At 73.6% G+C, this 26,260-nt stretch carries 23 protein-coding genes and 1 riboswitch; of the genes, 5 read left to right on the top strand and 18 right to left on the bottom strand.

The features are described 5' to 3' along the window. Window positions 1-32: 32 nt before the first annotated feature. Window positions 33-109: riboswitch (ZMP/ZTP riboswitch) on the bottom strand. A 2-nt stretch (window positions 110-111) separates the two neighbouring features. The 6 genes from purN to pcrA all read right to left on the bottom strand — a co-directional run bounded on the left by purN (window position 112) and on the right by pcrA (window position 7,285). Continuing rightward, on the bottom strand, window positions 112-711 hold the full coding sequence (gene purN, locus ACWHYA_RS09490; RefSeq protein WP_425941595.1) for a phosphoribosylglycinamide formyltransferase: 600 nt from the start codon (window positions 709-711) through the stop codon (window positions 112-114). Then, entirely contained in the window at window positions 708-2,006 is a 1,299-nt protein-coding gene (locus tag ACWHYA_RS09485; RefSeq protein ID WP_425941597.1) for a cell division protein PerM, read from the bottom strand. Before ACWHYA_RS09485 ends, purN begins: the two co-directional genes overlap by 4 nt. Window positions 2,007-2,105: 99 nt before the next feature. Beyond that, window positions 2,106-2,996, bottom strand: a complete 891-nt coding sequence (sucD, locus tag ACWHYA_RS09480; protein ID WP_425941599.1) for a succinate--CoA ligase subunit alpha — start codon at window positions 2,994-2,996, stop codon at window positions 2,106-2,108. Window positions 2,997-3,032: 36 nt separating this feature from the next. Beyond that, entirely contained in the window at window positions 3,033-4,214 is a 1,182-nt protein-coding gene (sucC, locus tag ACWHYA_RS09475; protein WP_425941601.1) for an ADP-forming succinate--CoA ligase subunit beta, read from the bottom strand. An 82-nt stretch (window positions 4,215-4,296) separates the two neighbouring features. Further along, the gene (locus tag ACWHYA_RS09470) at window positions 4,297-4,701 is read right to left on the bottom strand and encodes a cobalamin B12-binding domain-containing protein (protein ID WP_425941602.1); all 405 of its coding nucleotides are present in this window, start codon (window positions 4,699-4,701) and stop codon (window positions 4,297-4,299) included. 67 nt (window positions 4,702-4,768) lie between these two features. Continuing rightward, entirely contained in the window at window positions 4,769-7,285 is a 2,517-nt protein-coding gene (gene pcrA, locus ACWHYA_RS09465) for a DNA helicase PcrA (protein WP_425941604.1), read from the bottom strand. 133 nt (window positions 7,286-7,418) lie between these two features. Between pcrA and ACWHYA_RS09460 the strand changes: the two genes are divergently transcribed. The 3 genes from ACWHYA_RS09460 to ACWHYA_RS09450 are packed head-to-tail and all read left to right on the top strand — an operon-like array spanning window position 7,419 to window position 9,408. Continuing rightward, on the top strand, window positions 7,419-7,841 hold the full coding sequence (locus ACWHYA_RS09460) for a hypothetical protein (protein ID WP_425941606.1): 423 nt from the start codon (window positions 7,419-7,421) through the stop codon (window positions 7,839-7,841). Continuing rightward, window positions 7,838-8,281 (top strand): hypothetical protein, encoded by a 444-nt coding sequence (locus ACWHYA_RS09455; RefSeq protein ID WP_425941608.1) that lies wholly within the window; start codon window positions 7,838-7,840, stop codon window positions 8,279-8,281. Before ACWHYA_RS09460 ends, ACWHYA_RS09455 begins: the two co-directional genes overlap by 4 nt. After that, complete coding sequence (locus ACWHYA_RS09450; protein WP_425941610.1) at window positions 8,278-9,408, top strand: lysylphosphatidylglycerol synthase transmembrane domain-containing protein; 1,131 nt, start codon at window positions 8,278-8,280, stop codon at window positions 9,406-9,408. Before ACWHYA_RS09455 ends, ACWHYA_RS09450 begins: the two co-directional genes overlap by 4 nt. Here the strand turns inward: ACWHYA_RS09450 and ACWHYA_RS09445 are convergent. The 9 genes from ACWHYA_RS09445 to ACWHYA_RS09405 form a co-directional block, all read right to left on the bottom strand. Then, complete coding sequence (locus tag ACWHYA_RS09445; RefSeq protein WP_425941611.1) at window positions 9,318-10,319, bottom strand: type 1 glutamine amidotransferase; 1,002 nt, start codon at window positions 10,317-10,319, stop codon at window positions 9,318-9,320. The two genes, ACWHYA_RS09450 and ACWHYA_RS09445, sit on opposite strands and share 91 nt — an antisense overlap. Next, a complete protein-coding gene (locus ACWHYA_RS09440; protein ID WP_425941613.1) occupies window positions 10,316-11,629 on the bottom strand; it encodes a MurT ligase domain-containing protein in 1,314 nt (437 codons plus the stop codon). Before ACWHYA_RS09440 ends, ACWHYA_RS09445 begins: the two co-directional genes overlap by 4 nt. A gap of 5 nt (window positions 11,630-11,634) precedes the next feature. Further along, on the bottom strand, window positions 11,635-13,230 hold the full coding sequence (gene guaA / locus ACWHYA_RS09435) for a glutamine-hydrolyzing GMP synthase (protein WP_425941615.1): 1,596 nt from the start codon (window positions 13,228-13,230) through the stop codon (window positions 11,635-11,637). Continuing rightward, on the bottom strand, window positions 13,227-13,562 hold the full coding sequence (locus ACWHYA_RS09430) for a DUF3817 domain-containing protein (protein ID WP_425941617.1): 336 nt from the start codon (window positions 13,560-13,562) through the stop codon (window positions 13,227-13,229). Before ACWHYA_RS09430 ends, guaA begins: the two co-directional genes overlap by 4 nt. Continuing rightward, entirely contained in the window at window positions 13,559-14,443 is an 885-nt protein-coding gene (locus ACWHYA_RS09425) for an SURF1 family protein (RefSeq protein WP_425941619.1), read from the bottom strand. Before ACWHYA_RS09425 ends, ACWHYA_RS09430 begins: the two co-directional genes overlap by 4 nt. Before the next feature lie 70 nt (window positions 14,444-14,513). After that, window positions 14,514-15,896 carry a YncE family protein gene (locus ACWHYA_RS09420; protein WP_425941621.1) on the bottom strand — a complete coding sequence of 461 codons (1,383 nt, stop codon included), beginning with the start codon at window positions 15,894-15,896 and terminating at the stop codon, window positions 14,514-14,516. Continuing rightward, window positions 15,886-17,004, bottom strand: coding sequence for a GuaB3 family IMP dehydrogenase-related protein (locus ACWHYA_RS09415; protein ID WP_425941623.1), 1,119 nt, complete (start codon window positions 17,002-17,004; stop codon window positions 15,886-15,888). The genes ACWHYA_RS09420 and ACWHYA_RS09415 overlap by 11 nt, the downstream gene beginning before the upstream one ends. Before the next feature lie 50 nt (window positions 17,005-17,054). Further along, window positions 17,055-18,575 carry an IMP dehydrogenase gene (guaB, locus tag ACWHYA_RS09410; protein ID WP_425941625.1) on the bottom strand — a complete coding sequence of 507 codons (1,521 nt, stop codon included), beginning with the start codon at window positions 18,573-18,575 and terminating at the stop codon, window positions 17,055-17,057. Window positions 18,576-20,111: 1,536 nt separating this feature from the next. After that, complete coding sequence (locus tag ACWHYA_RS09405; RefSeq protein WP_425941627.1) at window positions 20,112-20,702, bottom strand: sigma-70 family RNA polymerase sigma factor; 591 nt, start codon at window positions 20,700-20,702, stop codon at window positions 20,112-20,114. Window positions 20,703-20,990: 288 nt separating this feature from the next. Between ACWHYA_RS09405 and ACWHYA_RS09400 the strand changes: the two genes are divergently transcribed. Beyond that, complete coding sequence (locus tag ACWHYA_RS09400; RefSeq protein ID WP_425941629.1) at window positions 20,991-21,281, top strand: WhiB family transcriptional regulator; 291 nt, start codon at window positions 20,991-20,993, stop codon at window positions 21,279-21,281. A gap of 83 nt (window positions 21,282-21,364) precedes the next feature. Here the strand turns inward: ACWHYA_RS09400 and groL are convergent, their stop codons facing one another. The 3 genes from groL to ACWHYA_RS09385 all read right to left on the bottom strand — a co-directional run bounded on the left by groL (window position 21,365) and on the right by ACWHYA_RS09385 (window position 24,920). Then, window positions 21,365-22,972 carry a chaperonin GroEL gene (gene groL / locus ACWHYA_RS09395; protein ID WP_425941631.1) on the bottom strand — a complete coding sequence of 536 codons (1,608 nt, stop codon included), beginning with the start codon at window positions 22,970-22,972 and terminating at the stop codon, window positions 21,365-21,367. Window positions 22,973-23,151: 179 nt separating this feature from the next. After that, on the bottom strand, window positions 23,152-23,448 hold the full coding sequence (gene groES, locus ACWHYA_RS09390; RefSeq protein WP_425941633.1) for a co-chaperone GroES: 297 nt from the start codon (window positions 23,446-23,448) through the stop codon (window positions 23,152-23,154). 203 nt (window positions 23,449-23,651) lie between these two features. Further along, window positions 23,652-24,920, bottom strand: a complete 1,269-nt coding sequence (locus ACWHYA_RS09385) for a phospholipase D-like domain-containing protein (RefSeq protein ID WP_425941635.1) — start codon at window positions 24,918-24,920, stop codon at window positions 23,652-23,654. A 33-nt stretch (window positions 24,921-24,953) separates the two neighbouring features. On the opposite strand from ACWHYA_RS09385, the gene ACWHYA_RS09380 reads away from it, so the two are divergent. After that, the gene (locus ACWHYA_RS09380) at window positions 24,954-26,225 is read left to right on the top strand and encodes a class I SAM-dependent methyltransferase (protein WP_425941637.1); all 1,272 of its coding nucleotides are present in this window, start codon (window positions 24,954-24,956) and stop codon (window positions 26,223-26,225) included. Window positions 26,226-26,260 lie beyond the last annotated feature (35 nt).

Here is a 26,260-nt window from a genome sequence, read left to right as displayed (position 1 = left end):
CACGGCGGGTCTCCTCAGCGGTCGGATCGCGGTGCGGGCACCCAGGCGGGCGATGCCCACGACGTCACTCCCCGGTGGTGGTCCACCCTCGCCAGTCGTGTCGCGGTCAGTCTAGCGGCCGAGCAGGCGCGGGAGCTCCTGCACGAGGAGCTCGCGCTCGGCGGCCTTGATCCGCTCGTGCAGGCTCTCCTCGGTGTCGTCCGGCAGCACCGCGACGGCACGCTGGGCCAGGATCGGCCCGGTGTCCACCCCGGCGTCGACACGGTGCAGCGTGCACCCGCTCACGCGGACCCCGTGGGCCAGGGCGTCCCGGACGGCGTGGGCCCCCGGGAAGGACGGCAGCAGGGCCGGGTGGGTGTTGACGACCACGAAGCGCCCGAGCACCGCGGGGCCGAGGATCTTCATGAACCCGGCGGAGAGGACGAGGTCGGGCCGGTGCTCGGCCAGGGCCTCCGCCAGCGCGACGTCCCAGGAGGCCCGGTCGGCATGCTCCCGGAGAGGCACCACGAAGGTCGGCAGTCCCCGGTCCCGGGCCCGGTCCAGACCGGCGATCCGGTCGCGGTCGGCGCCGACCGCGACGACCGCGACGCCGTAGGACGGGTCGACGCAGGCCTCGAGCAGGGCCTGCAGCAGGGTGCCCGTCCCGGACACGAGCACGACCACCCGCGCCGGGGACGACGACGCACCCGGGGGCTGCGTGGTCGGGGTCACCGACGGCCGAGCCGTCCGCGACCGACCAGGTGCCGCACGCTCACGACGAGCAGCGCGCCCACGGCGACCTCGGCACCCAGGAGTCCGGCGACGTGCCACGGCCGCACGCCCACGGTGCCCAGCAGGCCCGGGGTCAGGCCACCGGAGGACAGCCAGCCCAGCAGCAGGGCGACCAGGGCCACGGTCGCGGCCCCCACGAGCGCGGTCGCGGCCTTGGACCACCAGGTGGACAGCCGCGGCGCGGACCCGGCGACCCGGTGGCCCAGCCATCCGCCGGCGACGAGCGGCACCAGGGCCATCGCCCACAGGCCCGGCGGCAGGGCCCCCGGTTCCGGCAGGGCGCCCAGGACCGGCAGGAGGGGCAGGTCGCCGGGCGTGGAGCCGGTCCAGCCGACGTGCACGGTCCCCACGTGCACCCCCGCACCGGCCAACCAGGCGAGGGCCCAGACCATGAGGTTGGGAAGGACGAGCAGCTGGGCCAGGGTGAGCACGACCGTGCCCACCCAGCCGGCGTCGAGGGCGGCGTAGAGGGCCAGCACCCGGTCGCCCCGCATCAGCAGCAGGCCCAGCACCATGAGGAAGGCGACCGCGGAGAACCCGACGAGGACCTCCACCGCCGGGGCCGCCGCCCTGCGCACGCTCGTCGGCGTGCGCCGGGTCATCCACCGCAGGCCCGCGTCCACGACCGGGTGGTCGGCCCGCCGGTGCTCGGCCCACCACACGCCCAGGACCGCCAGCGCCGGGACCAGCAGGGCACCGGGCAGCAGGCTGGGGAGCCACACCGGGGCGACCCCGAAGCTGGCGGTGTGCGCCAGGAGCAGCGCGGCCACGGCATACCCCAGCACGAAGGCGACCGCCTCGTCGCCCCCGAGCGCGTGCCAGGCGGCGCGCCAGCCCCCGATGCGGGGGACGCGCGAGCGCAGGTCGGTGCGGGTGAGCACGACCTGGTGCGCGGCGTAGGCGCAGACCCCCACGAGCAGCGCGGTGAGCGCGAGCGGTGCCAGCACCACGTCGGTGCCGTCGGCGCGCACCTGCGCCCGGTGGGCCAGGGCCCAGACGTCCACGGAGGCCCCCAGCGTCTGCCAGAACGAGGCCGTGCTGCGCTCGTCGGCGACCCACGTGACCACGGTCGGCAGGGCGACCGCGATCGCCCCGAGCAGGACGCAGGCCGCCCCGGAGAGGACCGCCAGGAGCAGGCCGACCAGCCGCCCCGCCGTCAGCCCACGGGGGCGCGGGTCGGGACGGTCCCGGGGGCCGGGGTCGGGGACGGTCTCGGGTCGCTGCAGCACAGTCATGGCCCGCCCATCGTCGCGCGTGGGGGGTGGACCCGGACGCAGGCGCGCCGACGGGCGGCCCCCGGAGGGAGCCGCCCGTCGTGCGCTGCCGCAGGTGGGTCAGTCCAGCCCGGCGACGATCTCCCGCATGAGGCGGGCGGTCTCCGAGGGGGTCTTGCCGACCTTGACGCCCGCGGCCTCCAGCGCCTCCTGCTTGGCCTGCGCCGTCCCTGAGGAGCCGGAGACGATGGCGCCGGCGTGGCCCATCGTCTTGCCCTCCGGTGCGGTGAAGCCGGCCACGTAGCCGACCACCGGCTTGGTGACGTTGTCCTTGATGTAGTCGGCCGCCCGCTCCTCGGCGTCGCCGCCGATCTCGCCGATCATGACGATGGCGTCGGTGTCGGGGTCGTCCTGGAACGCCTGCAGGCAGTCGATGTGGGTGGTGCCGATGACCGGGTCGCCACCGATGCCGACGGCGGTGGAGAAGCCGATGTCGCGCAGCTCGTACATCATCTGGTAGGTCAGCGTGCCCGACTTGGACACCAGGCCGACCCGGCCCGGCCCGGCGATGTCGGCCGGGATGATGCCGGCGTTGGACTTCCCGGGGCTGATGAGGCCGGGGCAGTTGGGCCCCACGATGCGGGTGGTCCCCCGGTCCCGGGCGTAGGCCCAGAACTCGGCGGTGTCCCGGACCGCGATGCCCTCGGTGATGACCACCAGCAGCGGCATGCCGGCGTCGACCGCCTCGATCACCGCGTCCTTGGCGAACTTCGGCGGGACGAAGACGACGGACACGTCCCCCCCGGTCGCCTCCATCGCCTCGGCCACGGAGCCGAAGACGGGCACGGTGGCACCGCCCTGGAACTCGACCTCGGTGCCGGCCTTGCGGGGGTTGACGCCGCCGACCACCTGGGTGCCGGAGGCGAGCATCCGCTGGGTGTGCTTCATACCCTCGGAACCGGTCATGCCCTGGACGATGACCTTGGAGCTGTCGTCGAGGAAGATTGCCATAGGAGTCTCTGATCCTTCGTTCGTGGTCTCGGGGGCTTACTTGGCGGCCAGCTCGGCAGCGCTGCGGGCGGCGCCGTCCATGGTCTCCTCGATGGTCACGAGGGGGTGGGCGGCCTCGGCGAGGATGCGCCGGCCCTCCTCCACGTTGTTGCCGTCGAGGCGCACGACCAGGGGCTTGGTCTCCTCGTCGCCGAGCATCTCCAGGGCCTTGACGATGCCGTTGGCGACCGCGTCGCAGGAGGTGATGCCGCCGAAGACGTTGACGAAGACCGACTTCACCTGGTCGTCGCCGAGGATGACGTGCAGTCCGTTGGCCATGACCTCGGCGGAGGCGCCGCCCCCGATGTCGAGGAAGTTGGCGGGCTTGGCGACCCCTCCGGTGAACTCCTCGCCGGCGTAGGCGACCACGTCCAGGGTCGACATGACCAGGCCGGCGCCGTTGCCGATGATCCCGACGTTGCCGTCGAGCTTGACGTAGTTGAGGTCCAGCTCCTTGGCCTGCGCCTCCAGGGGGTCGGTGGCGGCCTTGTCCTCCAGCTCGGCGTGGTGCGGCTGGCGGAAGTCGGCGTTGGCGTCGAGGGTGACCTTGCCGTCGAGGGCGACGATCTGCCCGTCCTCGGTCTTGACCAAAGGGTTGACCTCCACGAGCGTGGCGTCCTCCTCGCGGTAGACGGTCCACAGCTTCTGCAGCACCGGGACGATCTTCTCCCCCGTCTCGGCGTCGAACCCGGCCTGCTCGACGATCTCTCGGGCCTTGGCCTCGTCGATCCCGGTGTTGGCGTCGACCTCGACCCGGGCCAGCGCCTCGGGACGCTCGACCGCCAGCTGCTCGATCTCCACGCCGCCCTCCTTGGAGCACATCGCGAGCAGCGAGCGGTTGGCGCGGTCCAGCAGGACGGAGAAGTAGTACTCCTCGGCGATGCGGGCTCCCTCGGCGATCATCACGCGGTGCACCGTGTGTCCCTTGATGTCCATCCCGAGGATCGCCTCGGCGGCCTCGCGGGCCTCCTCGGGGCTCTTGGTCACCTTGACGCCGCCGGCCTTGCCCCGACCGCCGGTCTTGACCTGGGCCTTGACCACGGTGACGCCGCCGGACCCTGCCCCGACCCGCTCGGCGGCCGCCTGCGCGTCCTCCGGCGTGTCCGCGGTGGCACCGGCCAGCACGGGGACGCCGTGCTTCTCGAACATGTCGCGTGCTTGGTACTCGAACAGATCCACGAGTCAGCTTCCCATCGTGTGGTGGTGGTTGGTCGGAACAGGTGTGCCACCGGCCCGGGGCGGACGCCCGGGGGGCCGGACCTCAGGCGGGCTGGGCGAGGTGCTCGTCCACCCATCGGGTGATCGCGGAGGTGCTGCTGCCGGGGGTGAAGACCTCGGCCACCCCCATCTCCTTGAGCACCGGGATGTCGTCCTCCGGGATGATCCCACCGCCGAAGACGACGATGTCGCGGGCGTCCTGCTCGGTGAGCAGGTCCAGGACCCGCCGGAAGAGCGTGAGGTGGGCACCGGAGAGGACCGACAGCCCGATCGCGTCCGCGTCCTCGGCGACGGCGGCGGCGACGATCTGCTCGGGGGTCTGGTGCAGCCCGGTGTAGATCACCTCCACGCCGGCGTCCCGCAGGGCGCGGGCGACCACCTTGGCTCCCCGGTCGTGGCCGTCGAGACCGGGCTTGGCCACGACCACGCGCAACGGTGATGAGGTCATGGCCGCAGACTATCGCAGGGCCTGCGGCCGTCGACGCGGCCGGTCGGGTCCGGCCCGCCGCCGGCGATCAGAGCTTCTCGAGAGGAGCCACCCGCAGCAGGAGGCGCTTGACGCCGGTCTCGCCACCGAAGTCCACGTGCGCCATCGCGTGCCGGCCGGTGCCCTCGATGCGCACCACGGTGCCCAGGCCGAAGGAGTCGTGGCTGACCCGGTCCCCCTCGGACAGGGTGGCCAGCTGAGCCTCCTCCGCCTCCGTCCGGGACCGCCGGGGGGCGCTGCCCCGGGGGTCGAGACGCACCGCGGCGGGCCGCCCGGGGCCGCGGTCCCCGCCCCAGCCACCCTGCCAGCCCATCCCCTCGGCCGCCGAGCGGCGCCCGGTCATGCTGCTCCGGTCGGCGTCGGTGCGCTGCCAGGTGACCAGCTCCTCGGGGATCTCGTCCAGGAAGCGCGAGGCCGGGAACCACTGCGGGGCCCCGAAGGCGGCCCGGGCACCGGCCCGCGACAGGTGGAGCTGCTCGCGCGCCCGGGTGATGCCGACGTAGGCCAGCCGGCGCTCCTCCTCCAGCTCGGCCGGGTCGTCCAGGCTGCGCTGGTGCGGGAAGGTGCCGTCCTCCAGGCCGGTCAGGAAGACGACCGGGAACTCCAGTCCCTTGGCCGTGTGCAGCGTCATCAGCGTGACCACGCCCCCACCGTCGCCCCCGTCCGGGATCTCGTCGGCGTCGGCCACCAGGGACACCTGCTCGAGGAAGTCCACGAGGCCGCCCTCGGGGTAGGTCTCGTCGAACTCGCGCGCGACCGTCACCAGCTCGGCCAGGTTCTCCACCCGGGTCTCGTCCTGGGGGTCGGTGCTGGCGCGCAGCTCCGCGAGGTAGCCGGTCCGCTCCAGGATCGCCTCGAGCAGGGCCCCGACCCCGCTGTCGGGGTCCTCCGCGGTGCGGCCCAGGCCCTCGAGCAGGGCGGTGAAGCCGTTGATGGCGGCCACCGACCGGCTCGCGATGGCGGGGGCGTCGGCCGCCCTGCCCAGCGCCGCGACGAACGGGATCCGCTCCCGCTCGGCGAGGGCGGCCACCGCACCCACCGCCCGGTCGCCGATGCCGCGCCGGGGGGTGTTGAGGATGCGCCGGAGGTTGACGTCGTCGGCGGGGTTGGCCACCACCCGCAGGTAGGCGAGCGCGTCCTTGACCTCCCGGCGCTCGTAGAACCGCGTGCCGCCGACCACCTTGTAGGGCAGGCCGGTGCGGACGAGGACCTCCTCCAGCGCCCGCGACTGGGCGTTGGTGCGGTAGAAGACGGCGACGTCGCCGGGGCGGACCCCCCGCTCGTCGGCCAGCTCGTCGATCCGGCGGGCCACGAACGAGGCCTCGTCGTGCTCGCTGTCGGCCACGTAGCCCACGATCGGGTGTCCCTGCCCCGCCTCGGTCCACAGCCGCTTGTCCCGGCGCTGGGGGTTGCGGGCGATGACCGCGTTGGCGGCCTGCAGGATCGTGGCGGTGCTGCGGTAGTTCTGCTCGAGCAGGATGGTCCTGGCGTCGGGGTAGTCCTGCTCGAACTCCACGATGTTGCGGATGGTGGCGCCGCGGAAGGCGTAGATCGACTGGTCCGCGTCCCCGACGACGCACAGCTCCGCCGGCTCCAGCGTCCGTCCGGCCCCGTCGACGATGTCGCCGGGGGTGCCCACCAGTTCGCGGACCAGCGCGTACTGGGCGTGGTTGGTGTCCTGGTACTCGTCGACCATGACGTGCCGGAAGCGGCGGCGGTAGTGCTCACGCACGTCCGGGAAGGCCCGGAGCAGGTGCACGGTGGTGGCGATGATGTCGTCGAAGTCGAGCGCGTTGGCCTGCCGCAGGCGGCGCTGGTACATCGTGTAGGCCTCGGCGACCTTCTGCTCGTACGGGTTGGCACCGACCCCGGCGGCGAAGGTCTCCTCGTCGACCAGCTCGTTTTTCGCGGCGGACACCTTGGCCAGGAAGGCCCGGGGAGGGTAGCGCTTGGGATCCAGGTCGAGGTCGCGCACGACCATGCCCATGAGCCGTTGGCTGTCGGCCGCGTCGTAGATGGAGAAGGTCGAGCGCAGACCGGCGGTGGTCGCCTCCCGCCGCAGGATGCGCACGCACGCGGAGTGGAAGGTCGAGACCCACATGGCCCGTGCCCGGGGACCGACGAGGGTCTCGACCCGGTCGCGCATCTCGGCGGCGGCCTTGTTGGTGAACGTGATGGCGAGCACCTGCCCGGGGTGGACGCCGCGCCGGGCCAGGAGGTAGGCGATCCGGTGGGTCAGGACCCTGGTCTTGCCCGACCCGGCGCCGGCCACGATGAGCAGCGGGCTGCCCTCGTGCACGACCGCCTCCCGCTGCGGATCGTTCAGCCCCTCGAGCAGCTGGGCCACCGACCTGCCCGGGCCCTGGGATCCGCGCGCCCCCTCCTCCGACCCCCGTCCGGACGTCCGGACGGGGGTCGGGGACCCCTCCCCGACCGCCCAGGCCGGGACCCCCCGCTCGTCGACGTCGTCGGCGCGGGCGGCCGCACCGGCCGGCGGTGCGGACGGCGGAGCGTCGAAGGAGAGGTGGTCGAACAGGCTGCTCATCGTCCGACCATGGTAGGCGTCGTCGGCGACGCTCCCGGCCGACCTCCACAGCCCGACCGGCACGCGCGCCGCATACCCTGGGACGCGTGTGCACCCCTGCGAGCCCTCCCGGACCCGGCCCGGGCACCCCGTCGTGAGCGCCCTCGCCCTCGCGGCGCGGGCCACCGACGGCACGTCGAGCTACCTGGACGCGCCGACCCTGGTGATCCTGGTGGGCGGGCTCCTCGTCGCCCTCCTCAGCCTGGTCGCCGGGCTCGACGGGCGGGCCCCCGGTCCGGTGACCGTCGGTGCCACGGTGCTCCTGCAGGTCGGCGCCCTGGCCTACCTGGGCCTCTACCTCTGGCGCCAGGTGGCCGGGCAGTCCCCCGGAGGCCCCGGGTGGGAGCTGTGGGCCTACCTGGTGACGATCGCCTTCCTGCCGGCGGTCGCGCTCATCTGGGCCCGGGAGGAGCGCACCCGGTGGAGCACGTTCGTGCTGTCCGTCGCGGCGTTCACGGTGGCGGTCATGGCGGCCCGGTCGGCCCAGATCTGGTACGGCGTCGGGTTCGCCCCGTGAGGGCACCGACCGCGCACGCCGGTGACCGGCGGCACGGACCCGGACGGGTGATCCTGGCGCTCTACCTCGTCTTCGTCATCGGCACCGTCTCCCGGTCGGCGGCCCAGATCCTCACCCGCTTCGAGGCGGCCCCGCTCGCCTACTCGCTGTCGGCCCTGGCAGCCGTCGTCTACGTCGTGGCGCTGGTCTCGCTGTCCATGCCCGGGCGGACGGCCTGGTGGGTCAGCGTCGTGGCCCTGTCCGTGGAGCTGGTCGGGGTCCTGGTCGTGGGCACGTGGAGCCTGCTGGCCCCGGAGATGTTCCCCGACGCCACCGTGTGGTCCGGCTACGGGGTCGGCTACCTCCTCATCCCGCTCGTGCTGCCGGTCGCAGGGCTGTGGTGGCTGCTGTCGGGACGGGGCGCCCGCTCGAGGGACGGCGCCCCGGTGGCGGCCCGGTGAGCCCCGCCGTCCCCACGCTGCGCGTCCCGGGGTGGCGCGACGTGCTGCAGTCCGTGCTCGGCCTGGCCGTGGTCGCCCTGCTCATCGCCTACGGGCTCCCGTCCCTGCTGGACACGTCCTGGGACGCCATCGGCACCCAGCTGGGACGGCTGCGCCCGGGGCCGGCGGTGGCCATGGGGGCCCTGCTGCTGGCCGGTCTGTACTGCTACACCTTCGTCCTCACCGGGTCGCTGCCCGGCCTCGGGGCGGGGCGGGCGCTGCGTCTGAACGCGGTGACGGCGACGATCGCCAACCTGGTCCCCCTGGGAGCCGCCGTCGGCGTCGCGGCCGCCTGGACCATGCTGCGCACCTGGGGTTTTCCGCGGCGGGCCATCTCCAGCTCCTTCCTCGTCACCGGGGTGCTCAACGTGCTCGCCCGGGTCGCCCTGCCGGTCGTCGGCTGCCTCGTGCTCGTGGCAGGCCCGGTCGACGCCCCGTCCGCGGTGGTGGCCGGTGCGTGGGTGGCGGGAGCCCTGGGGACGGGCGTGGTCGCGGGGACCGCCCTGGTGCTGCTCTCGGACCGGGTGGCGACGGCGGTCGCGACCGTGGTCCGGCTGGTCGCCACGCCGTTCAGCAGCCGGGTCCGCGCCTCGCACGCCGTCGCCGACCTGGTCGTCGGGGACCAGCGGCGACGCGTCCGCGAGGTCGTCGGCTCCCGCTGGGGCACGATGACCCTGGGCATGACGGGCCAGTTCGTCCTCCTCTTCGGGCTCTACTGGCTGGCGGCCCGCACCGTCGGCATGGACCTGCCGGTGGCCGCCCTCGTGTGCGCCTACACCTTCCGCCAGCTGCTCACCGTCATGGCGGTGACCCCGGGCGGGCTGGGTGTGACCGAGGTGGGGACCGCGGGGGTGCTCGTGCTGCTCGGCGGGGACGCCGGTGCGGCGTCGGCCACGGCCCTGCTGTATGCCGTGTACGCCCACCTGCTCGTCGTCCCGTTCGGGCTGGCCGCCCTCCTGCACTGGTGGGTGGGTCCCGGACGGGCGGTCGTGGCCCGTCAGCCCGTGGTGACGGGCGGCCGTCCCGACCGGCCGGGGACCCAGGACGGGAGCCACCGGGGAACGGGCCAGGCCCCCCCGTCCGACTGACCGGCGCGCAGCAGGCGCCGCACCTGGTGCTCGTGCGCCCGCTGCGCCAGGGTGTCGTCCACGGCCTCGGGCACGAAGTCCCCGGTCGCGCGGCGGGCCGCGATCTGCAGCAGGCCGTCGGCGAGACCGGGGTTGGCCGGCAGCACCGGCCCGTGCAGGTAGGAGCCGATGACGTTGCCGCTGCGCGCACCCTCCGTGCCGTCGTCGCCGTTGTTGCCGCTGCCGACGCGCACCCGGCCGAAGGGCTCCTGCCCGGGCGCCAGGACGGTGGACCCCGAGTGGTTCTCGTAGCCCACGACCTCGCCCAGCCCCGTCTCCAGGACCACCGGCCCGATCATCCGGGTGGCGTTGCCCGTCGTCGTCACCGACAGGATGCCCAGGCCGGGGAGCCGGGTGCCCTCCACGGTGACGAACGCCTCGCCGAAGAGCTGGTACATCCCGCAGATCATGAGCATCGGCACCCCGTCCGCCGCCAGCGCCCGCAGCCGGTCGCCGTTGGCCGCCAGGTCGTCCTGGACGCGGGCCTGGCCGCTGTCCTGCCCTCCTCCGCCGAGGACGAGGTCCACCCGGTCCGGCCAGGGTGCGCCCGGGTGGTGGTCGTGCACCACGGGACGGTACCCGTGCCAGCGTAGGCGGGACGCCAGGCAGCGGGTGTTGCCCAGGTCGCCGTAGATGCTCATCTCCCGGGGGTAGAGGTGCACCAGGTGCACCTCGCCCTTGTCCGCGGGCACGTCCGCCAGCTCGGTGACGGCCCGGGGCAGCCCGTCCCCGAACTCCGGCGGCAGTGCGGGGCCTGGGGCGGACCCGGCGGACGCGGGGTCCGGGGCGGACGCGGGGTCCGGGGCGGACGCGGGGTCCGGGGCGGACGCGGGGTCCGGGGCGGACGCGGGGTCGTCGGGCAGACCGCTCATGCCGTGGGGTCCTCTCCGAAACGGGCCAGTCCGTAGCGCTCGGCCAGCCGCCGACGCAGGTGCATCATGGCGGTGTAGGTGCAGAAGATCCGCGTGGGCCGACCCCGGTGGTCCTCCAGGAACCGGTCCAGGGCCCGGTCCAGGTCCGTCTCCACGGCGCCGACCTCCACGCCGTCGTAGCGCAGGCGCAGCGCCATGTCCCACCCACGCACCCCGCTGGTCAGCGCCACCCCGCGCTCCCGCAGGGACTCGAAGGACACGTCGTAGAGCCAGGAGACGTCCCGCCCGTCGGCGTAGTTGTCGTTGATGGCCACCATCGTGTCGACCGGCTCGTTGCCGTAGGTGCCGAGCGCGACGGTGAACCCGGCGGGGTTCTTCACCAGCACCAGCTCCAGCGGGGCCCCGTCGACGTCGACGACCTCGCCCCGCCCGAACGGAGGCTCCACCGCCGCCAGCGCCCGCGCCGCGATCTCGGTGGAGAACTCCTCCCCGAGCAGCTCCCGGGCGGTGGTCGTGGCCGCCGTGGCGTTGATCATCGCGGCCAGTCCGCGCTGGCGCAGCGTCAGGGGGCCGACGTCGGTGCCGCCGGGGAAGCGCACCGTCAGGGCACGGCCGTCCGCGTCCGGCAGCAGCAGGCCGTCGTGCGTCCCCAGCGACGGGCGCTCGTCCGCGTCCTCGAACCGGACGTCGGCCTCCTGCAGCTCCGGCAGACGGTCCGCGATGCTGGGGTCGACCCCGAACCAGCGCACCCGCACGCCCGGCGCCAGCCGGCCACGCACCCGGGAGATGAACGAGTCGTCGGCGTTGAGCACCACCCCCGTCGTCGTCTGCTCCGCGAGCCGGGTCAGCAGCCGGGCGGTGTGGTCGATCTCGGCGAACCGGTCCAGCTGGTCGCGGGCCACGTTGAGCAGCAGCGCGTGCGTGGGCGGCACCTGGGCCACGAAGTGCAGCGCGTGCGCCTCGTCCAGCTCCACGACCGCCACGTCCGCCTCCAGCCGCCCGTCCAGGCGCACCTCCCCCAGCAGCGAGGAGATGACCCCGCGCGTGAAGTTCGACCCGGTCGGGTTGGTGAACACCCGCCATCCGTGCGCCCGCAGCAGGGCCACGAGCATCTTGGTGGTCGTGGTCTTGCCGTTCGTGCCCGACACCACGACGACGCCCCGGGGCAGCGACCCCAGGGTGTGCCGCAGCACCGCCGGGTCGATCCGCTCGGCGACGAGGCCCGGGAGCGCCGAGCCCCCGCCCCGCAGGCGCGAGGCGAGCCGGGCCCCCCGCCCGGCGACGAGCGCCGCGGTGGTGCGCAGCCGCATACCCCTCACTCCCACTCGATGGTGCCCGGCGGCTTGCTGGTGACGTCCAGCACGACCCGGTTGACCTCGGGGACCTCGTTGGTGATCCGCGAGGAGATCCGGGCCAGCACGTCGTAGGGCACGCGGGTCCAGTCGGCCGTCATCGCGTCCTCGCTCGAGACGGGTCGCAGGACCACCGGATGCCCGTAGGTGCGCCCGTCGCCCTGCACCCCCACGGAGCGCACGTCGGCCAGGAGCACGACGGGGCACTGCCAGATCTCCCGGTCCAGCCCGGCCGCGCTGAGCTCGGCCCGGGCGATCGCGTCGGCGCGGCGCAGGACGTCCAGACGGGGGCCGGTCACCTCGCCGACGATCCGGATGCCCAGCCCGGGGCCGGGGAAGGGCTGGCGCCAGACGATGGACTCCGGCACGCCGAGCTCCAGCCCGACCTGGCGCACCTCGTCCTTGAAGAGCGTGCGCAGCGGCTCGATCAGCTGGAACTGCAGGTCGTCGGGCAGACCGCCCACGTTGTGGTGGCTCTTGATGTTGGCCGCGCCCGTCCCCCCGCCCGACTCGACGACGTCCGGGTAGAGGGTGCCCTGCACGAGCCACTTGACCGGGTGGTCCCCGCCGGCGACGGCGCCCGGGGCCTCGTGGGCGCGCACCACGTCCCGGGCCGCCTGCTCGAACACCCGGATGAACTCCCGGCCGATGACCTTGCGCTTCTCCTCCGGGTCGCTGACCCCGGCCAGCGCGGAGAGGAAGCGCTCGCGGGCGTCGACGACCACCAGGTCGACACCGGTCGCCGCGACGAAGTCCTCCTCGACCTGCTCGGCCTCCCCCTCTCGCAGGAGCCCGTGGTCGACGAAGACGCAGGTCAGCTGGTCGCCCACGGCCCGCTGCACCAGGGCGGCCGCGACGGAGGAGTCGACTCCGCCGGAGAGTCCGCAGAGCACCCGGTCCTGGCCCACCCGTTCGCGGATCTCCTCGACGAGCTGGTCGGCCACGTTCCCGCTGGTCCAGGTGGGTTGGATGCCGGCACCGCTGACCAGGAAGTTGGTCAGCACCTCCCGCCCGTGCGCCGAGTGCAGGACCTCGGGGTGCCACTGGACGCCGTAGAGGCGACGGTCGTCGTCCTCGAAGGCCGCCACCTCGGCGCCCGGGGTGGTCGCGGTCACGCGGGTCCCGGGGGGCGCTGCGGTGACGGCGTCGCCGTGGGACATCCAGACCTGCTGGCTCCCCGGCTGCCCGGCGAACAGCGTGCTGCCGGTGTCGGTGACCGCCGCGGTGGTGTCGCCGTACTCGCGCGACCCGGTGCGGGCGACCGCCCCTCCGAGCGCCTCGGCCATCGCCTGGAACCCGTAGCAGATGCCCAGCACGGGCACGCCGGCCTCGACCACGGCCTCCTCCAGGGCGGGAGCGCCCTCGGCGTACACCGACGACGGACCTCCGGAGAGGATGATGGCGGCCGGGTCCTTGGCCAGCATCTCCGCAGCCGGCATCGTGTGCGGCACGATCTCGCTGTAGACGTCGACCTCGCGCACGCGGCGGGCGATGAGCTGGGCGTACTGGGCGCCGAAGTCGACGACCAGGACCGGTCGCTGGTCCAGGGGCTGGGTCACGCCGCCACCCTATCCGCGTCGACCCGCTCCCCCGCGATCTGCGCGGAGGCCTCGCGGCTGACCCGGTGCTCGACCCAGAAGGACAGGAACGGGACGCACCCGGCCAGCATGACGAGCACCATCCGCCCCAGTCCCCAGCGCAGCTCGAAGCCCAGCAGGGCGACCGCGGCCACGTAGACCATGTAGAACCACCCGTGCGGCGCCGGCCACCAGGCGAGGGCGTGGTTGTCGAAGCCGTAGCGCAGGACCATGTGCGCCACGAGGACCAGCAGGCCGACCCCCACGAGGAAGGCCATCACGCGGAAGAAGGTGAGCTTGGCACGGGCGGTCATCGGTGGTCTCCTCGGGAGCCGGTGGTGGTCAGGGGTCGGCGGGCGGCGGGTATGCCGGCCGCGCCCGGCCCGGGCGGGCCGTCGTCGGGGTCGGTCCCGTCGCCGGGGTCGGTCCCGTCCTGCGGCCCTCTGTCGGGTCCTCGGGCCGTTCCGGTGTCGTTGCCTCGCGCCGCGTCGCGGAGGAAGCGCAGGTACATGTAGACCGCGAACGCCGCGAAGACGAACCACTGCAGGCCGTAGCCGAAGTTGCGCCACACGATGCCGCTCTCGCCGAAGACCGGCGGAGGGATGCGGTCGACCCCGGCCGACGTCAGGGCGGGGTCCTCCTCGACCAGGAAGAGAAAACCGGTGAAGAGCGGCTCGTCCCAGTCGTTGACCAGGTCGGCGCTGTCAATGGACGCGCGGATCCCCGGCGGCCAGGGTCCTCCCTCCACGGGGGACTCGCTGGGCGCGAGGGTCCCGGTGAGCCGGACCGGGGACTCCGGCGGTCGGTCCGCCGCCGACGGGTCGGTCACGAAGCCGCGCACGACGGGCAGCAGCGCAGGTTCCCCGGAGGCCGAGGTGCGCAGCGGCGTCACCACCCAGTAGCCCCGGTCACCCTCGAGCAACCGGTCGGGCACGAGGAACTGGTGCTCCGGGACGTACCGGCCCTCGGCGCCCACCGACAGGCCGGCCGCGTCGTCGGGGAAGGTCCGGTGCGGAGCCGTCACCTCGCCCAGGGGCTCGGTGGGCCGGGCGGCCTGCTCGACGGCCCGCTCCCGGGCGGCCTCGTTGCTGCTGACACCGATCTGCCAGGTGCCCAGCTGCACGAACGCCCAGACGACTGCGACGAGCAGCGCCAGCAGTGCCAGCCAGGGGGGCCGGAGGGCGGTGCGGATCACGCTTCCAGGGTAGGTGATGGCACCGGGCCGACCGACACGCCCGGACGGACGGGCGCCCGGTCCGGCCGGGCTACAGCTGGGTGCTCTGGTCGTCGAAGACGTACATCGAACCGTTGTAGCAGGCGACCCAGACGGTGTTGGTCACCGGGTCGTAGTCGATGCCGATCGGATCGGCGTCGACGTTGCGCTTGTCGATGACGGTCATGTCGGAGGTGCGGACCTTGGCCACCGTGGCCTCGTTGTAGTTGACGACGTACAGCGCGGTCTCGTCCGGGGACATGGTGACGCTCCGCGGCTCCAGGCCCGGGGAGACCTCGTCGACGATCTCGTCGGTGTCGGTGTCGATCTTGTAGATCGTGTTCGCCGAGCTGACCGTCATGTAGAGGGTCGACCCGTCCTCGGTGAGGTTGAGGTGCCGCGGCCGCAGGGTGGTGTTCATCACGAGCTCGCTCGTGCCCGCCTCGATGTCGATCTTGAACAGCGACTGGGCGTACATGGCGACCACGTAGGCCGTGTTGCTGTCGGGCATGATCGCGATCCCCCGGGGGGACTCGTTGACGTCGATGACCTTGACCTCCTCGGCCTTCTCGACGTCGACGACGGAGATGCTGGCGTCGCACCAGTTGGAGACCAGGATCGTGGACTGGTCAGGGGTGATCTCCAGGTACTTGGGCACGGCTCCGACCTTGATGACCTGGTCCCAGGCCATCTCCTCGGCGTCGAACCGGTAGACGAAGGAGGGCCCGACCCCGCTGTCCTGGGTGCAGGCGTCGAACCCCTGGACCCCGAAGTTCTCGCCGAACATCGTGTACTGGGACACGTAGGCGTACCGCCCGTCGGCGGTCCAGACGGCCTCCACCGGTGATCCCTGGGAGATGCCGGGGTGCCCCTCGACGCCGAACTCGCCCAGGTCGACGGCGTCGTCCAGGACGGCCACCCGCTCCCGGGTCACCGAGTCGAACACGGTCGAGGTGTGGCTGTACATCATGTTGTTGGCGATCATCAGCCCGTGGTCGGAGGACATCACCGACTTGGGGGTCATCTCCCCGGTCAGGTAGTCCAGCGGCTCCATGGCCGTGGTGTCGCTGGGCATCTCCGCGGGGACGGCCTCGCGCTGCCAGATGGCCGGCGGCCCCTCGCTGGTCGGCGCGGCCTCGTCCTTTGCCCCGTCGTCGGAGGCCTGCGCGTCCTCGTCCTCGTCCTCGGTCTCCTCGTCCCCGGGCGCGGGGGCCGGGGCCGCCACCCCGGGGGCGTCGTCCGTCCCGGCCGCGTCCGCGTCCTCCCCCCGACCTCCGAGCCAGACCGCGACCCACACCACCAGGAGGAGCAGCAGCACGCCGACGCCGGCGGCCACCGCCCGCCGGCGGCGCACGTAGACGGGGTCCTTGCGCATCTGAAGCCCTCCGGCGAGTCCCGGCCGGTGCCGGCCGCCGATGTCGTCCTCAGTTGCCATAGGGGGCCACCACAACTTCCACTCGCTGGAACTCCTTCAGGTCGGTGTACCCGGTCGTGGCCATCGCCCGCCGCAGGGCACCCATCATGTTGGTCGTGCCGTCGGCCGCGGTCGCGGGCCCGACGAGGATCTGCTCGAGCGTGCCGACCGTCCCGACGTCCACCCTCTCCCCCCGGGGAAGCTGGGGGTGGTGGGCCTCCGGGCCCCAGTGGAAACCACCGCCCGGCGCCTCGGTGGCGCGTGCCAGGGCGGCGCCCAGCATGACCGCGTCGGCACCGCAGGCGACCGCCTTGACGATCTCGCCCGAGTTGCTCGCCCCGCCGTCGGCGATGACGTGGACGTAGCGTCCGCCGGACTCGTCGAGGTAGTCGCGACGCGCCGCGGCCACGTCGGCGATGGCTGTCGCGGCGGGCGCGTGGATCCCAAGACTGGTCCGCGTGCGGTGCGCCGAGCCGCCGCCGAAGCCGACGAGGACACCCGCCGCCCCGGTGCGCATCAGGTGGAGGGCGGCCGTGTATGTCCCGGCCCCGCCGACGACGACGGGCACGTCCAGCTCGTAGATGAAGCGCTTGAGGTTGAGGGGCTCGGCCCGGCCGGAGACGTGCTCGGCGGAGACCGTGGTCCCCCGGATGACGAAGAGGTCCACGCCGGCGTCGACGACCACCTTCCAGAACTGCTGCGTGCGCTGCGGGGAGAGCGATCCCGCGACCGTGACACCGGCCTCACGGATGCTGCGGAGGCGCTCGGTGATCAGCTCCGGCCGGACGGGGGCGTCGTAGAGCTCCCGCATCCGCACGGTCGTCTCCGCCGGGTCGAGCGAGGCGATCTCGGCGAGGGCGGAGGTGGGGTCGTCGTAGCGGGTCCACAGACCTTCCAGGTCGAGCACCCCCAGTCCCCCGAGCCGACCCACCTCCACCGCCGTCTCCGGCGAGGTCACCGAGTCCATCGGCGCTGCGAGGACGGGCAGCGCGAAGTGGTAGGCGTCGATCTGCCAGGAGATGGAGACCTCTTCCGGGTCCCGGGTGCGGCGGGAGGGGACGACGGCGATGTCGTCGAAGGTGTAGGCGCGTCTCCCACGCTTGCCGCGTCCGATCTCGATCTCGCTCACCCGCCCAGGCTACCCAGTGCAGGGCGGTGCTCCGGTCCGCACACACCGGGTCAGCGGCTGTAGTTGGGCGCCTCGGCGGTCATCTCGACGTCGTGCGGGTGCGACTCCTGCAGGCTGGCCTGGGTGATCCGGACGAACCGGCCCTTCTCCTGCAGCTCGGGCACGGTGCGGGCGCCGACGTAGAACATCGCCTGCTTCAGACCGCCCACCATCTGGTGCACGACCGCGCTCACGGCACCCTTGTAGGGCACCTTGCCCTCGACGCCCTCGGGCACCAGGTGCTCGTCGCTGGCCACCTCGGCCTGGAAGTAGCGGTCCTTGGAGAAGGACTGCTGTCCCCGGGAGCTCATCGCGCCGAGCGACCCCATCCCCCGGTAGCTCTTGAACTGCTTGCCGTTGACGAGGATCAGCTCCCCCGGCCCCTCCTCGCACCCGGCGAGCATGGACCCCATCATGACCGACTCGGCCCCGGCCGCCAGCGCCTTGGCGATGTCGCCGGAGTACTTCAGACCGCCGTCGGCGATCACCGGCACCCCGTGCTCGCGGGCCGCCGCCGCCGCCTCGTGCACCGCCGTCAGCTGCGGCGCGCCCACACCCGTGACCACCCGGGTGGTGCAGATGGCGCCCGGGCCGACCCCCACCTTGACCGCGTCCGCCCCCGCCTCCACGAAGGCCCGTGCACCGGCGGCCGTGGCGACGTTGCCGCCGACCACCTGCACGTGCCGCGTGGCCGGGTCGGACTTGAGGCGGTGCACCATCTCGGTGAGCAGCCGGACGTGGCCGTGGGCGGTGTCCGCGACGAGCACGTCCACCCCCGCGTCCACGAGGGTGGTGGCCCGGTCCCAGGCGTCGCCGAAGTACCCGATGGCCGCGCCCACGAGCAACCGCCCCTGGCCGTCCTTGCTGGCGCGCGGGTACTGCTCGGACTTGACGAAGTCCTTGACGGTGATGAGTCCCACGAGACGACCCTCGTCGTCCACCAGCGGGAGCCGCTCGCGCTTGTGGGCCCGCAGGATGCGGGTGGCCTCCTCCCGAGACACGTCGGCCGGAGCCGTGACGAGCGGAGTCGGGGTCATCACGTCCCGGACGAGGGTGCGCTCCCACTCGGCGACCGGCGTGAATCGCAGGTCCCGGTTGGTGCAGATGCCCAGGAGCCGGGCGTTCTCGTCCACCACCGGCAGGCCGGAGACCCGGTAGGTGCCGCAGACCCGGTCCAGGTCCTCCAGGGTGGCGTCCGGTCCGATCGTGATGGGGTTGGTGATACGGCCGGTCTGCGTGCGCTTGACCATGTCGACCTGGGCGGCCTGGTCGGCCACGGACAGGTTCCGGTGCAGGATGCCGATCCCGCCCTGGCGGGCCATCGCGATGGCCATCCTCGCCTCGGTCACGGTGTCCATGGCCGCCGACACGAGGGGCACGCGCAGGGAGATCTCCCTGGTCAGGCGGCTCGTCGTGTCGATCTCGTCCGGGACCAGGTCGGTCTCTCCCGGCAGCAGGAGAACGTCGTCGTAGGTGAGCCCCAGGCGGGCGAACGCCGGGGGGACGGGGCTGGTGTGGTCGACCGGGGTCATGCACCGAATTCTAGGGGCCACCCGGGCGCCCTCCCGCCTCGCCCGTCGCCGCGGGCCTAGGGCCGGGGACGGTCGTCCTGATGACGCCCGGGGGCCGAGGGCGGTGGATCCGCCGGACCCTGGTCCAGGGGTGGACCGGTCACCGGCGGCGGTGGCGGGGGCACGGGCTCGCCCGGCGACGGCTCGGTCGGGGACGGTTCCGGCGGCGCGGGTTCCGAAGGCCCCGGGGGCTGAGTCGGCGGTCCCGGCCCATCTGCCCCTGGGGGCTGCGCCGGCTCCCCGGCACCCGGTGGCTGGGTGGGCTGCACCGGCTCCATGGCCCCTGGGGGCGGACCGGGCGGCACCGGGCCGGGCGGCGGTGCCCCCTCCGGTGGCGGGGGTGCGGCGGGGTCGGCCGGGGTGGTGGGATCGGCGGGGTCGGCCGGCGTGGTGGGCTCGGCGGGGCCGGCGGGTGGGCCTCCGTCCGCGGGTCCTGCGGGTCCGGTCGGCGGGACCGGCTGGGCTGGGGCGGCGGGAACACCCGGCCCGCCCGGGTCGGCGGGGGCCGTGGCCGAGCGCCCGGCACCGGGGACGGCAGGGATCGCCGGACGCCCCGGTTCCCCCGGGTCGGCCGGGGTGGCCGGACGGGACGACGTGGCGAAGCCGGACACGTCTCCCCGCCCTGCCGGTTCCGCCGGTACAGCGGGGGTGGCGCGCGACCCCGGGCCACCGGGGTCGGCGGGGACGGCCGGGGTGGCCGGATCTGTCGACCACCGACCTCGGGGGCCTGCCGGGGCGCCGGACGCGGAGTCCGCCGAGGACCGGAAGGTCGTCGCAGGGACCGACTGCGAGGCCGGGCCCCCCGCACCGACAGCGGTCTGCGGGTCCGGTGGAACGACGGTGCCCGCCGGGGCCGGAGCACCGGCCGCCTCTCCCCGGTCCGACGGACGGACCGGGTCGTCGACGAGCACGACGGGCGCCTCTGCCGGAACCGTGCCGGTCCCGGCCGGGTCCGGCGGGGACACGGGGTCCGGGAGGCCACCGGAGGCCACCAGGCCGAGGTCCAGCCCCAGCCAGGCCGACACACCCGCGCCCGGCTGTCCCACGTCCGGTACGGGCGGGGACGGGTCCTGGGCGGAGGGGAACAGGGACCACGCCCCCGACCACGGCGCGAGCGCCGGATCGGACGCGTCCTCGCGCACGGTCGTCCGGGTCTCGGGGGCCGCGACGCCGAAGGAACCACCATCTGGTTCATCCAGCCCGGTCAGGGCGGCAGCGATCGTCGACCCGGTCACCAGGACCGCAGCCAGCGTCCCTCCCCCGAGCCAGCGCCGCCGTCCCGCAGGCCGACGCGTCCCCGGGACGGTACCGGCGGGTCGGGGCACGGCCGCGGGCACGGAAGGTCCGGCGGAGCGGACCTCCGGGTCGCCGTCGACCTCCTGGGCGAAGGCGAGCAGGGCGCGGGTCAGGGTGTCGTCCTCAGGACCGGCGGGCAGGCGGTTCCCCAGGGCGTCGAGCAGACGGTCCGTCAGCAGCAGGTCGGGAAGCGCGGTCATCTCACTGCACCTCCCAACGGTCCCGCAGGGCGGCGAGCGCCCGGTGCTGGAGCACCCGCACCGCCCCGGGCGTCGAACCGAGGACGTCGGCGGTCTCGCGGGCCGTCAGCCCGACCGCCACCCTGAGGATCAGGACCTCCTGGTGCTTCTGCGAGAGGGTGGAGAGCACGTCCCGCAACCGGGAGGCCTCGTCGGCGGCCACCACGTCGTCCTCGGCCGAGCTGACCCGACCCTGCGGCCACGCGGGCCCCTGCACGTCCGCGGTCACCGGACCCCGGGCCTGTGCCCGCTGTGCGTCCGCGACCTTGTGGGCCGCGATCCGGTAGACGAAGGCCTCGAACGGCACCCCGCGCTCGTCGTAGGCCGGGAGCGCGGTCAGCACGGCCATGCAGACCTCCTGGGCCACGTCGGCCGACAGCTCGGACGCCGCCGGATAGGTGCCCAGCCGGGCCCGGGCGTACCGGTGGGCCAGCCGGTGGACGTGCGCGAGCAGCTCCTCGCGGGCCTCGGCGTCACCCTCCCTCGCCCGGGTCGTCAGGGACCGGTCCTCGTCGATCCGGTCCACGGGCCGGTCCAGCGGCGCGCCGCCCATCGAGCCCCTCCCTGTGCGTCCTCCGGCACGACGCCCCGGCGCGCCGTACCCTCCGTGCGGGAACGACCCCCAGGGCACCGCGGAGGAAGACACGACCACCAGTTCGACCTCCTGCCTCGCCCGAGCGTACCGGCCGGGGTGCTGTGGAGCACCTGCCGGACCACCCCTGGGGGGGAACCCGGTCCGGACTTTACCCTCCCCATACCTTCATCCGGTATAAACCGTGGTGAGGCATCGTGCAACACCAGGGGGGCCATGCGCGTCCGCATGCTCCCGTAAGGAGGAACCGTGGCAGAGACCGTCCACCAGCCGGGTCCTGTCGCCGACCTGTGGGAGTGGCAGTACCAGGGGGCCTGCCGCACCGCCAGCCCCGAGGTGTTCTTCCACCCCGAGGGCGAGCGCGGCCCGGCACGTCGTCGTCGGGACGAGCGGGCCAAGGAGGTGTGCGCCACCTGTCCGGTCCTGGTGCGCTGCCGCGACCACGCACTGGCCGCCCGGGAGCCCTACGGCGTCTGGGGCGGGATGACCGAGGACGAGCGTCAGGCGTACTACGCCCAGGAGGACGCCGCCGGGGCCTGAGCGCCCGGCCCCACGCTCCCGCCCAGCGCGAAGGCCCCGCCCGGTGGACCGGGCGGGGCCTTCGTGCGTGTGGACGGACCGGGTCAGTGGCTGTGGCCGTGCCCGTGGTCGTCCTCGTCCTCCTCCGGCTTCTCCACGACCAGCGTGTCCGTGGTGAGCACCATCGAGGCGATCGAGGCGGCGTTGCGCAGCGCCGACCGGGTCACCTTGACCGGGTCGATCACCCCGGCGGCGAAGAGGTCGCCGTACTCCCCGGTCGCGGCGTTCAGACCCTGGCCGGGTGCCATCTCCGCGACCTTGGTGGTGGCGACGTAACCCTGGATGCCGGCGTTCTCGGCGATCCAGCGCAGCGGCTCGACGACCGAGCGTCGCACGACCTGGGCGCCGACCGCCTCGTCGCCCTCCAGCTGGAGGTCGTCCACGGCCGAGGCCGCGTGCACGAGGGCCGAACCGCCGCCGGCGACGATGCCCTCCTCGATGGCCGCCCGGGTGGCCGAGACGGCGTCCTCGATGCGGTGCTTCTTCTCCTTCAGCTCCACCTCGGTGTACGAGCCGACCTTGATGACGCACACACCGCCGGCGAGCTTGGCGATCCGCTCCTGGAGCTTCTCCTTGTCCCAGTCGCTGTCGGAGGCCTCGGCCTCGCGCTGCAGCTGGCTGACCCGGTCGGCGACGGCGTCGGCGTCCCCGCCGCCCTCCACGAGGGTGGTGGAGTCCTTGGTCGAGACCACGCGACGGGCGGTGCCGAGCACCTCGAGACCGACCTGGTCCAGCTTGAGCCCGACCTCCTCGGCGACGACCTGGCCACCGGTGAGGATGGCCATGTCCTGCAGCATCGCCTTGCGGCGGTCCCCGAACCCGGGGGCCTTGACGGCCACCGCGTTGAAGGTGCCGCGGATCTTGTTGACGACCAGGGTCGAGAGGGCCTCGCCCTCGATGTCCTCGGCGATGATGAGCAGCGGCTTGCCCGCGCCCACGACCTTCTCCAGCAGGGGAAGCAGGTCGGCGACCGCGGAGATCTTGCCCTGGTGCAGCAGGATCAGCGCGTCCTCCAGGACGGCCTCCATGCGGTCGGCGTCGCTGACGAAGTAGGGCGAGAGGTAGCCCTTGTCGAACTGCATCCCCTCGGTGAAGTCCAGCTCCATCGCGGTGGTGGAGGACTCCTCCACCGTGATGACGCCGTCCTTGCCCACCTTGTCGAAGGCGTCGGCGATGAGCTCGCCGATCTCGGGGTCCTGCGCGGAGAGCCCGGCGACCTGGGCGATCTCGTCCCGGCCCTCCAGCTCGCGCGCGGTCTCCAGCAGACGGTCGTTGATCGCGGCCACCGCCTGGTCGATGCCGCGCTTGAGCGCGGCCGGCCCGGCACCGGCGGCGACGTTGCGCAGGCCCTGGTGGACCATCGCCTGCGCCAGGACGGTCGCGGTGGTGGTGCCGTCGCCGGCGATGTCGTTGGTCCGGGTGGCGACCTCCTTGGCCAGCTGGGCCCCCAGGTTCTCGAAGGGGTCCTCCAGCTCCACCTCGCGGGCGATCGTCACGCCGTCGTTGGTGATCGTGGGGGCGCCCCACTTCTTGTCGAGGACGACGTTGCGGCCCTTGGGGCCCAGCGTGACCTTGACCGTGTTCGCGAGCGCGTCCACGCCGCGCTCCAGCGCCTTGCGGGCCTTGTCGTTGAACTCAAGCTGCTTGGCCATGGGCTCACAGCTCCTTTCGGGGTATGGGGTGGGAACGCACGCGGCCCCGCCCCACCTCGCCGCGGGGGCGGGTCGGGCGGGGCCGGTTCGTGCGTGGGCCGGCGGTGCCGGCCGAGGTGGACCCGCAGGGCCTGCTCGAGCCACGGCGGGCTCGGCGGGTGCGGGTCCTCACCGGTGCGTCAGCCGACGATGGCGAGCACGTCGCGGGCGGAGAGGATCAGGTACTCCTCGCCACCGTGCTTGATCTCGGTGCCGCCGTACTTGCTGTAGATGACCCGGTCGCCGACCTGGACGTCCATGGGGACGCGCTCGTCGCCGTCCTCGTTCCAGCGGCCCGGACCCACGGCCAGGACCTCGCCCTCCTGGGGCTTCTCCTTGGCGGTGTCCGGGATGACCAGACCGGAGGCGGTGGTCTGCTCGGCCTCGACGGCCTTGACGACGATGCGGTCCTCGAGCGGCTTGATGGAAACCGACACGGTTACCTTCCTTTGCATGGGGCCGACCGGGGGTTCCCGGCCGGTGCGGTCGTGGTGCGGACGTCACTCCCTGCGCGCCCGGCCGCCGTCGCGGGTGCCGACCGGGTGTGCTGGCACTTGCGTGCCGAGAGTGCTAAGGACGAATCTAGGCTCGTCCTTAGCACTCGGTCAAGCCGAGTGCCAGGACCCGGGACGGAACAGGGTCACATCAGGTGGCCCAGAGGCCGCAGGGCCCACTCGATGAGCCCGTAGTAGCGCGGCCTCCTGCGCCACTCCTCCAGGCTGAGCTCGCGGCAGGCCTCCAGGTCGCGCCGGAAGATCTCCTCCATCCGCCCGGCCTGGGCCGGGTCCACGATCTCCATGTTGATCTCGTAGTTGCCCCGCAGCGACAGCCGGTCGATGTTGGCCGTACCCACGGTGGCCCACGCGCCGTCCACGGTGGCCGTCTTGGCGTGGACCATCACGTTGCGGTACAGGTGCAGGTGGACACCGCCCTCGAGCAGGGTCTCCCAGTAGGAGCGTGCCACCACGTCGGCGAGCACGTGGTTGGACCACTCCGGCAGGACCACCCGCACGTCCACCCCCCGCCTGGCGGCCCCGAGGAGCCCCTCGAGGATCTCCTTGTCGGGGATGAAGTACCCCTGCGTGATCCAGATGTGGTGCTGTGCCCGGTCGATCGCCTCCAGGTAGAGCGCCCGCACGGGGTAGATGAGTCGGCTCGGTTCGTTGCGGGCGGCCCTCACCGAGGGGTTCCAGTGCGGGGACCCGCTGTCCGGCAGCTGCGGCAGCTCCCGGCGCCGGTGACGGTTCCAGAAGTCGACGAAGGCGTTCTGCACCTCCCAGACGCCCGGGCCCCGCACCCGCAGGTGGGTGTCCCGCCAGCGGGTGGCGTACAGGGACCCGATGTTGTACCCCCCGACGAAGCCCACCACCCCGTCCACGACGAGGATCTTGCGGTGGTCCCTGCCGCTGCGACGGACGTTGATGAGCGGGATCCCCGCGCGGACCACGGGGAAGGCGAGCACGTGCACGCCGTCGGGAAAGCGCTTGAACGACGGCGGGACCACGATGTTGGCGAAGCCGTCGTAGACGACGCAGACCAGCACGCCCCGCTCGGCCGCCCGCACCACGGCGTCCTTGAACCGCTGCCCGACCTCGTCACCCTTCCAGATGTAGGACGCCAGGTAGACGAAGTGCTCCGCGTCGTCGATCGCGGCGACCATGTCGTCGTAGAGGATCTCGCCGTAGGTGTAGGTGGTGATCTCGTTGCGCCCGACGGTCGCCTCACGCGGCTCGTCGGCCGGGGCCTGGTGCTCCTCCCGCGGGCTCCGCCGCTTGCGCAGCTCGTCCGCGGCGACCACGGCCGCGGCCAGCCCCAGCTGACCCGCGATCCCCCACCCGACCACCCGCACCGCGGCCTGCCGGCCACGACGCAGCAGGGTGTGGATCTCAGGGGCGAGGACGCGGGGCATGGACAGCAATCTACTGGGCGCAGAATGGACGCCGTGGCACCGGACGACGACCAGGGTCCCCAGGACCGTGCTGCTGCGGTGCTCCGCAGCCTGCACGACGGAGCCGGGCGCGCCGTGCTGGACGCGCTGCCGCCCTACGACGAGGACGACGTCCTGGGCCTGACGGCCCGGCTGCGGGGCGAGGGGGTCCCGGCTGACCTGGTGGCGGCGGCGCTGACCCAGGCGCGCCTGCGGGCCCGCGGACGCGCCCGCCTGGGCGACCTGGTCGACCGGTTGCTGCTGACCGAGGACGGGCTGGAGCAGGCGACCCGGCCACCCGTGGCGGCCCGCCACGCGGCCCGGTTCGTCGACGCCGGCCTCGACCACGTCTGGGACCTGGGGTGCGGGCTCGGCCTGGACGCCCTGGCCCTGGCGGAGGCCGGCCCTGCGGTGACGGCGGTCGACCGCGACCCCGCGGTGGCGGCGGCCGCCCGGGCCAACCTGTCGGCCCACTCCCGGGTCCGGGTCCTCGAGGGGGACGTGGAGGACGTCTCCCCGGCCCCCGGTGACGGTGTCTGGTTCGATCCAGCCCGCCGTAGCCCCGGGGTGGCCGACGTCCACGGCCGCACCCGCCGCCGGTCCCGGCTCAGCGAGCTGTCCCCCTCGTGGGAGCACGTGCAGGCGGTGGCGACCGGGGTGGAGGGGGCGGGCGTCAAGCTCTCACCGGGCTTCTCCCCCACCGACGTCCCGGCCGGGGTCGAGGCGGAGTGGGTCTCCCTCGGCGGGGACGTGCTGGAGTGCGCGCTGTGGTGGGGTGCGGCCGCAGCCTCCCCGGGGCGGTCGGCCGTCGTGGGGTCGGTGCCACGCACCGGAGAGGCCGGGCCGGTGCAGTGGCACGTCGTCCGTCCGCCGTCGGACGAGCCCGACGTCCTGACGGCGGGGCAGCACCCGGGACCCTTCCTGGCCGAGCCTGACCGCGCGGTCGTCGCGGCCCGGCTCACCGGAGCGCTCGCCGCGGCGGTCGAGGGCCACGAGCTGGACCACGGGGTCGGCTACGTGTCGGCCGACCGTCCCCGTCCCCTCCCCTGGGCCCGCTGGTACGCCGTCCAGGAGGTGCTCCCCCTGCGGGCACGCCAGGTGCGCGCCCGGCTGCGGTCGATGGGAGCCGGCCGGGTCACGCTCAAGAAGCGGGGGGTCACCGTGGACCCCGACAGGTTCCGCGCCGAGCTGCGCATGGGCGGGGAGGGCCCCGAGGTGGTGCTGGTCCTGACCAGGGTGGCCGGACGTCCGGCCACCCTGGTGGTCCAGCCTCTCACCGCCTCCTGACGCGGGCCCGCCCTGGTCGGTGGTGCCCGGCCCGC

Source organism: Ornithinimicrobium carbonis, from assembly GCF_977012275.1.
The sequence above is the reverse complement of the archived record's forward strand: the minus strand, read 5'-3'. Positions and strand labels throughout refer to the sequence as shown.

Bases quoted from the DNA above. Each gene is read 5' to 3' on its own strand.
- ACWHYA_RS09420 (WP_425941621.1), bottom strand. From the start codon at position 15,896: ATGGCAACTGAGGACGACATCGGCGGCCGGCACCGGCCGGGACTCGCC.
- sucD (WP_425941599.1), bottom strand. From the start codon at position 2,996: ATGGCAATCTTCCTCGACGACAGCTCCAAGGTCATCGTCCAGGGCATG.
- ACWHYA_RS09445 (WP_425941611.1), bottom strand. From the start codon at position 10,319: ATGAGCGGTCTGCCCGACGACCCCGCGTCCGCCCCGGACCCCGCGTCC.
- guaB (WP_425941625.1), bottom strand. From the start codon at position 18,575: ATGACCCCGGTCGACCACACCAGCCCCGTCCCCCCGGCGTTCGCCCGC.
- ACWHYA_RS09485 (WP_425941597.1), bottom strand. From the start codon at position 2,006: ATGACTGTGCTGCAGCGACCCGAGACCGTCCCCGACCCCGGCCCCCGG.
- ACWHYA_RS09430 (WP_425941617.1), bottom strand. From the start codon at position 13,562: ATGACCGCCCGTGCCAAGCTCACCTTCTTCCGCGTGATGGCCTTCCTC.
- ACWHYA_RS09405 (WP_425941627.1), bottom strand. From the start codon at position 20,702: ATGGGCGGCGCGCCGCTGGACCGGCCCGTGGACCGGATCGACGAGGAC.
- ACWHYA_RS09385 (WP_425941635.1), bottom strand. From the start codon at position 24,920: ATGCCCCGCGTCCTCGCCCCTGAGATCCACACCCTGCTGCGTCGTGGC.
- groL (WP_425941631.1), bottom strand. From the start codon at position 22,972: ATGGCCAAGCAGCTTGAGTTCAACGACAAGGCCCGCAAGGCGCTGGAG.
- ACWHYA_RS09440 (WP_425941613.1), bottom strand. From the start codon at position 11,629: ATGCGGCTGCGCACCACCGCGGCGCTCGTCGCCGGGCGGGGGGCCCGG.
- pcrA (WP_425941604.1), bottom strand. From the start codon at position 7,285: ATGAGCAGCCTGTTCGACCACCTCTCCTTCGACGCTCCGCCGTCCGCA.
- ACWHYA_RS09470 (WP_425941602.1), bottom strand. From the start codon at position 4,701: ATGACCTCATCACCGTTGCGCGTGGTCGTGGCCAAGCCCGGTCTCGAC.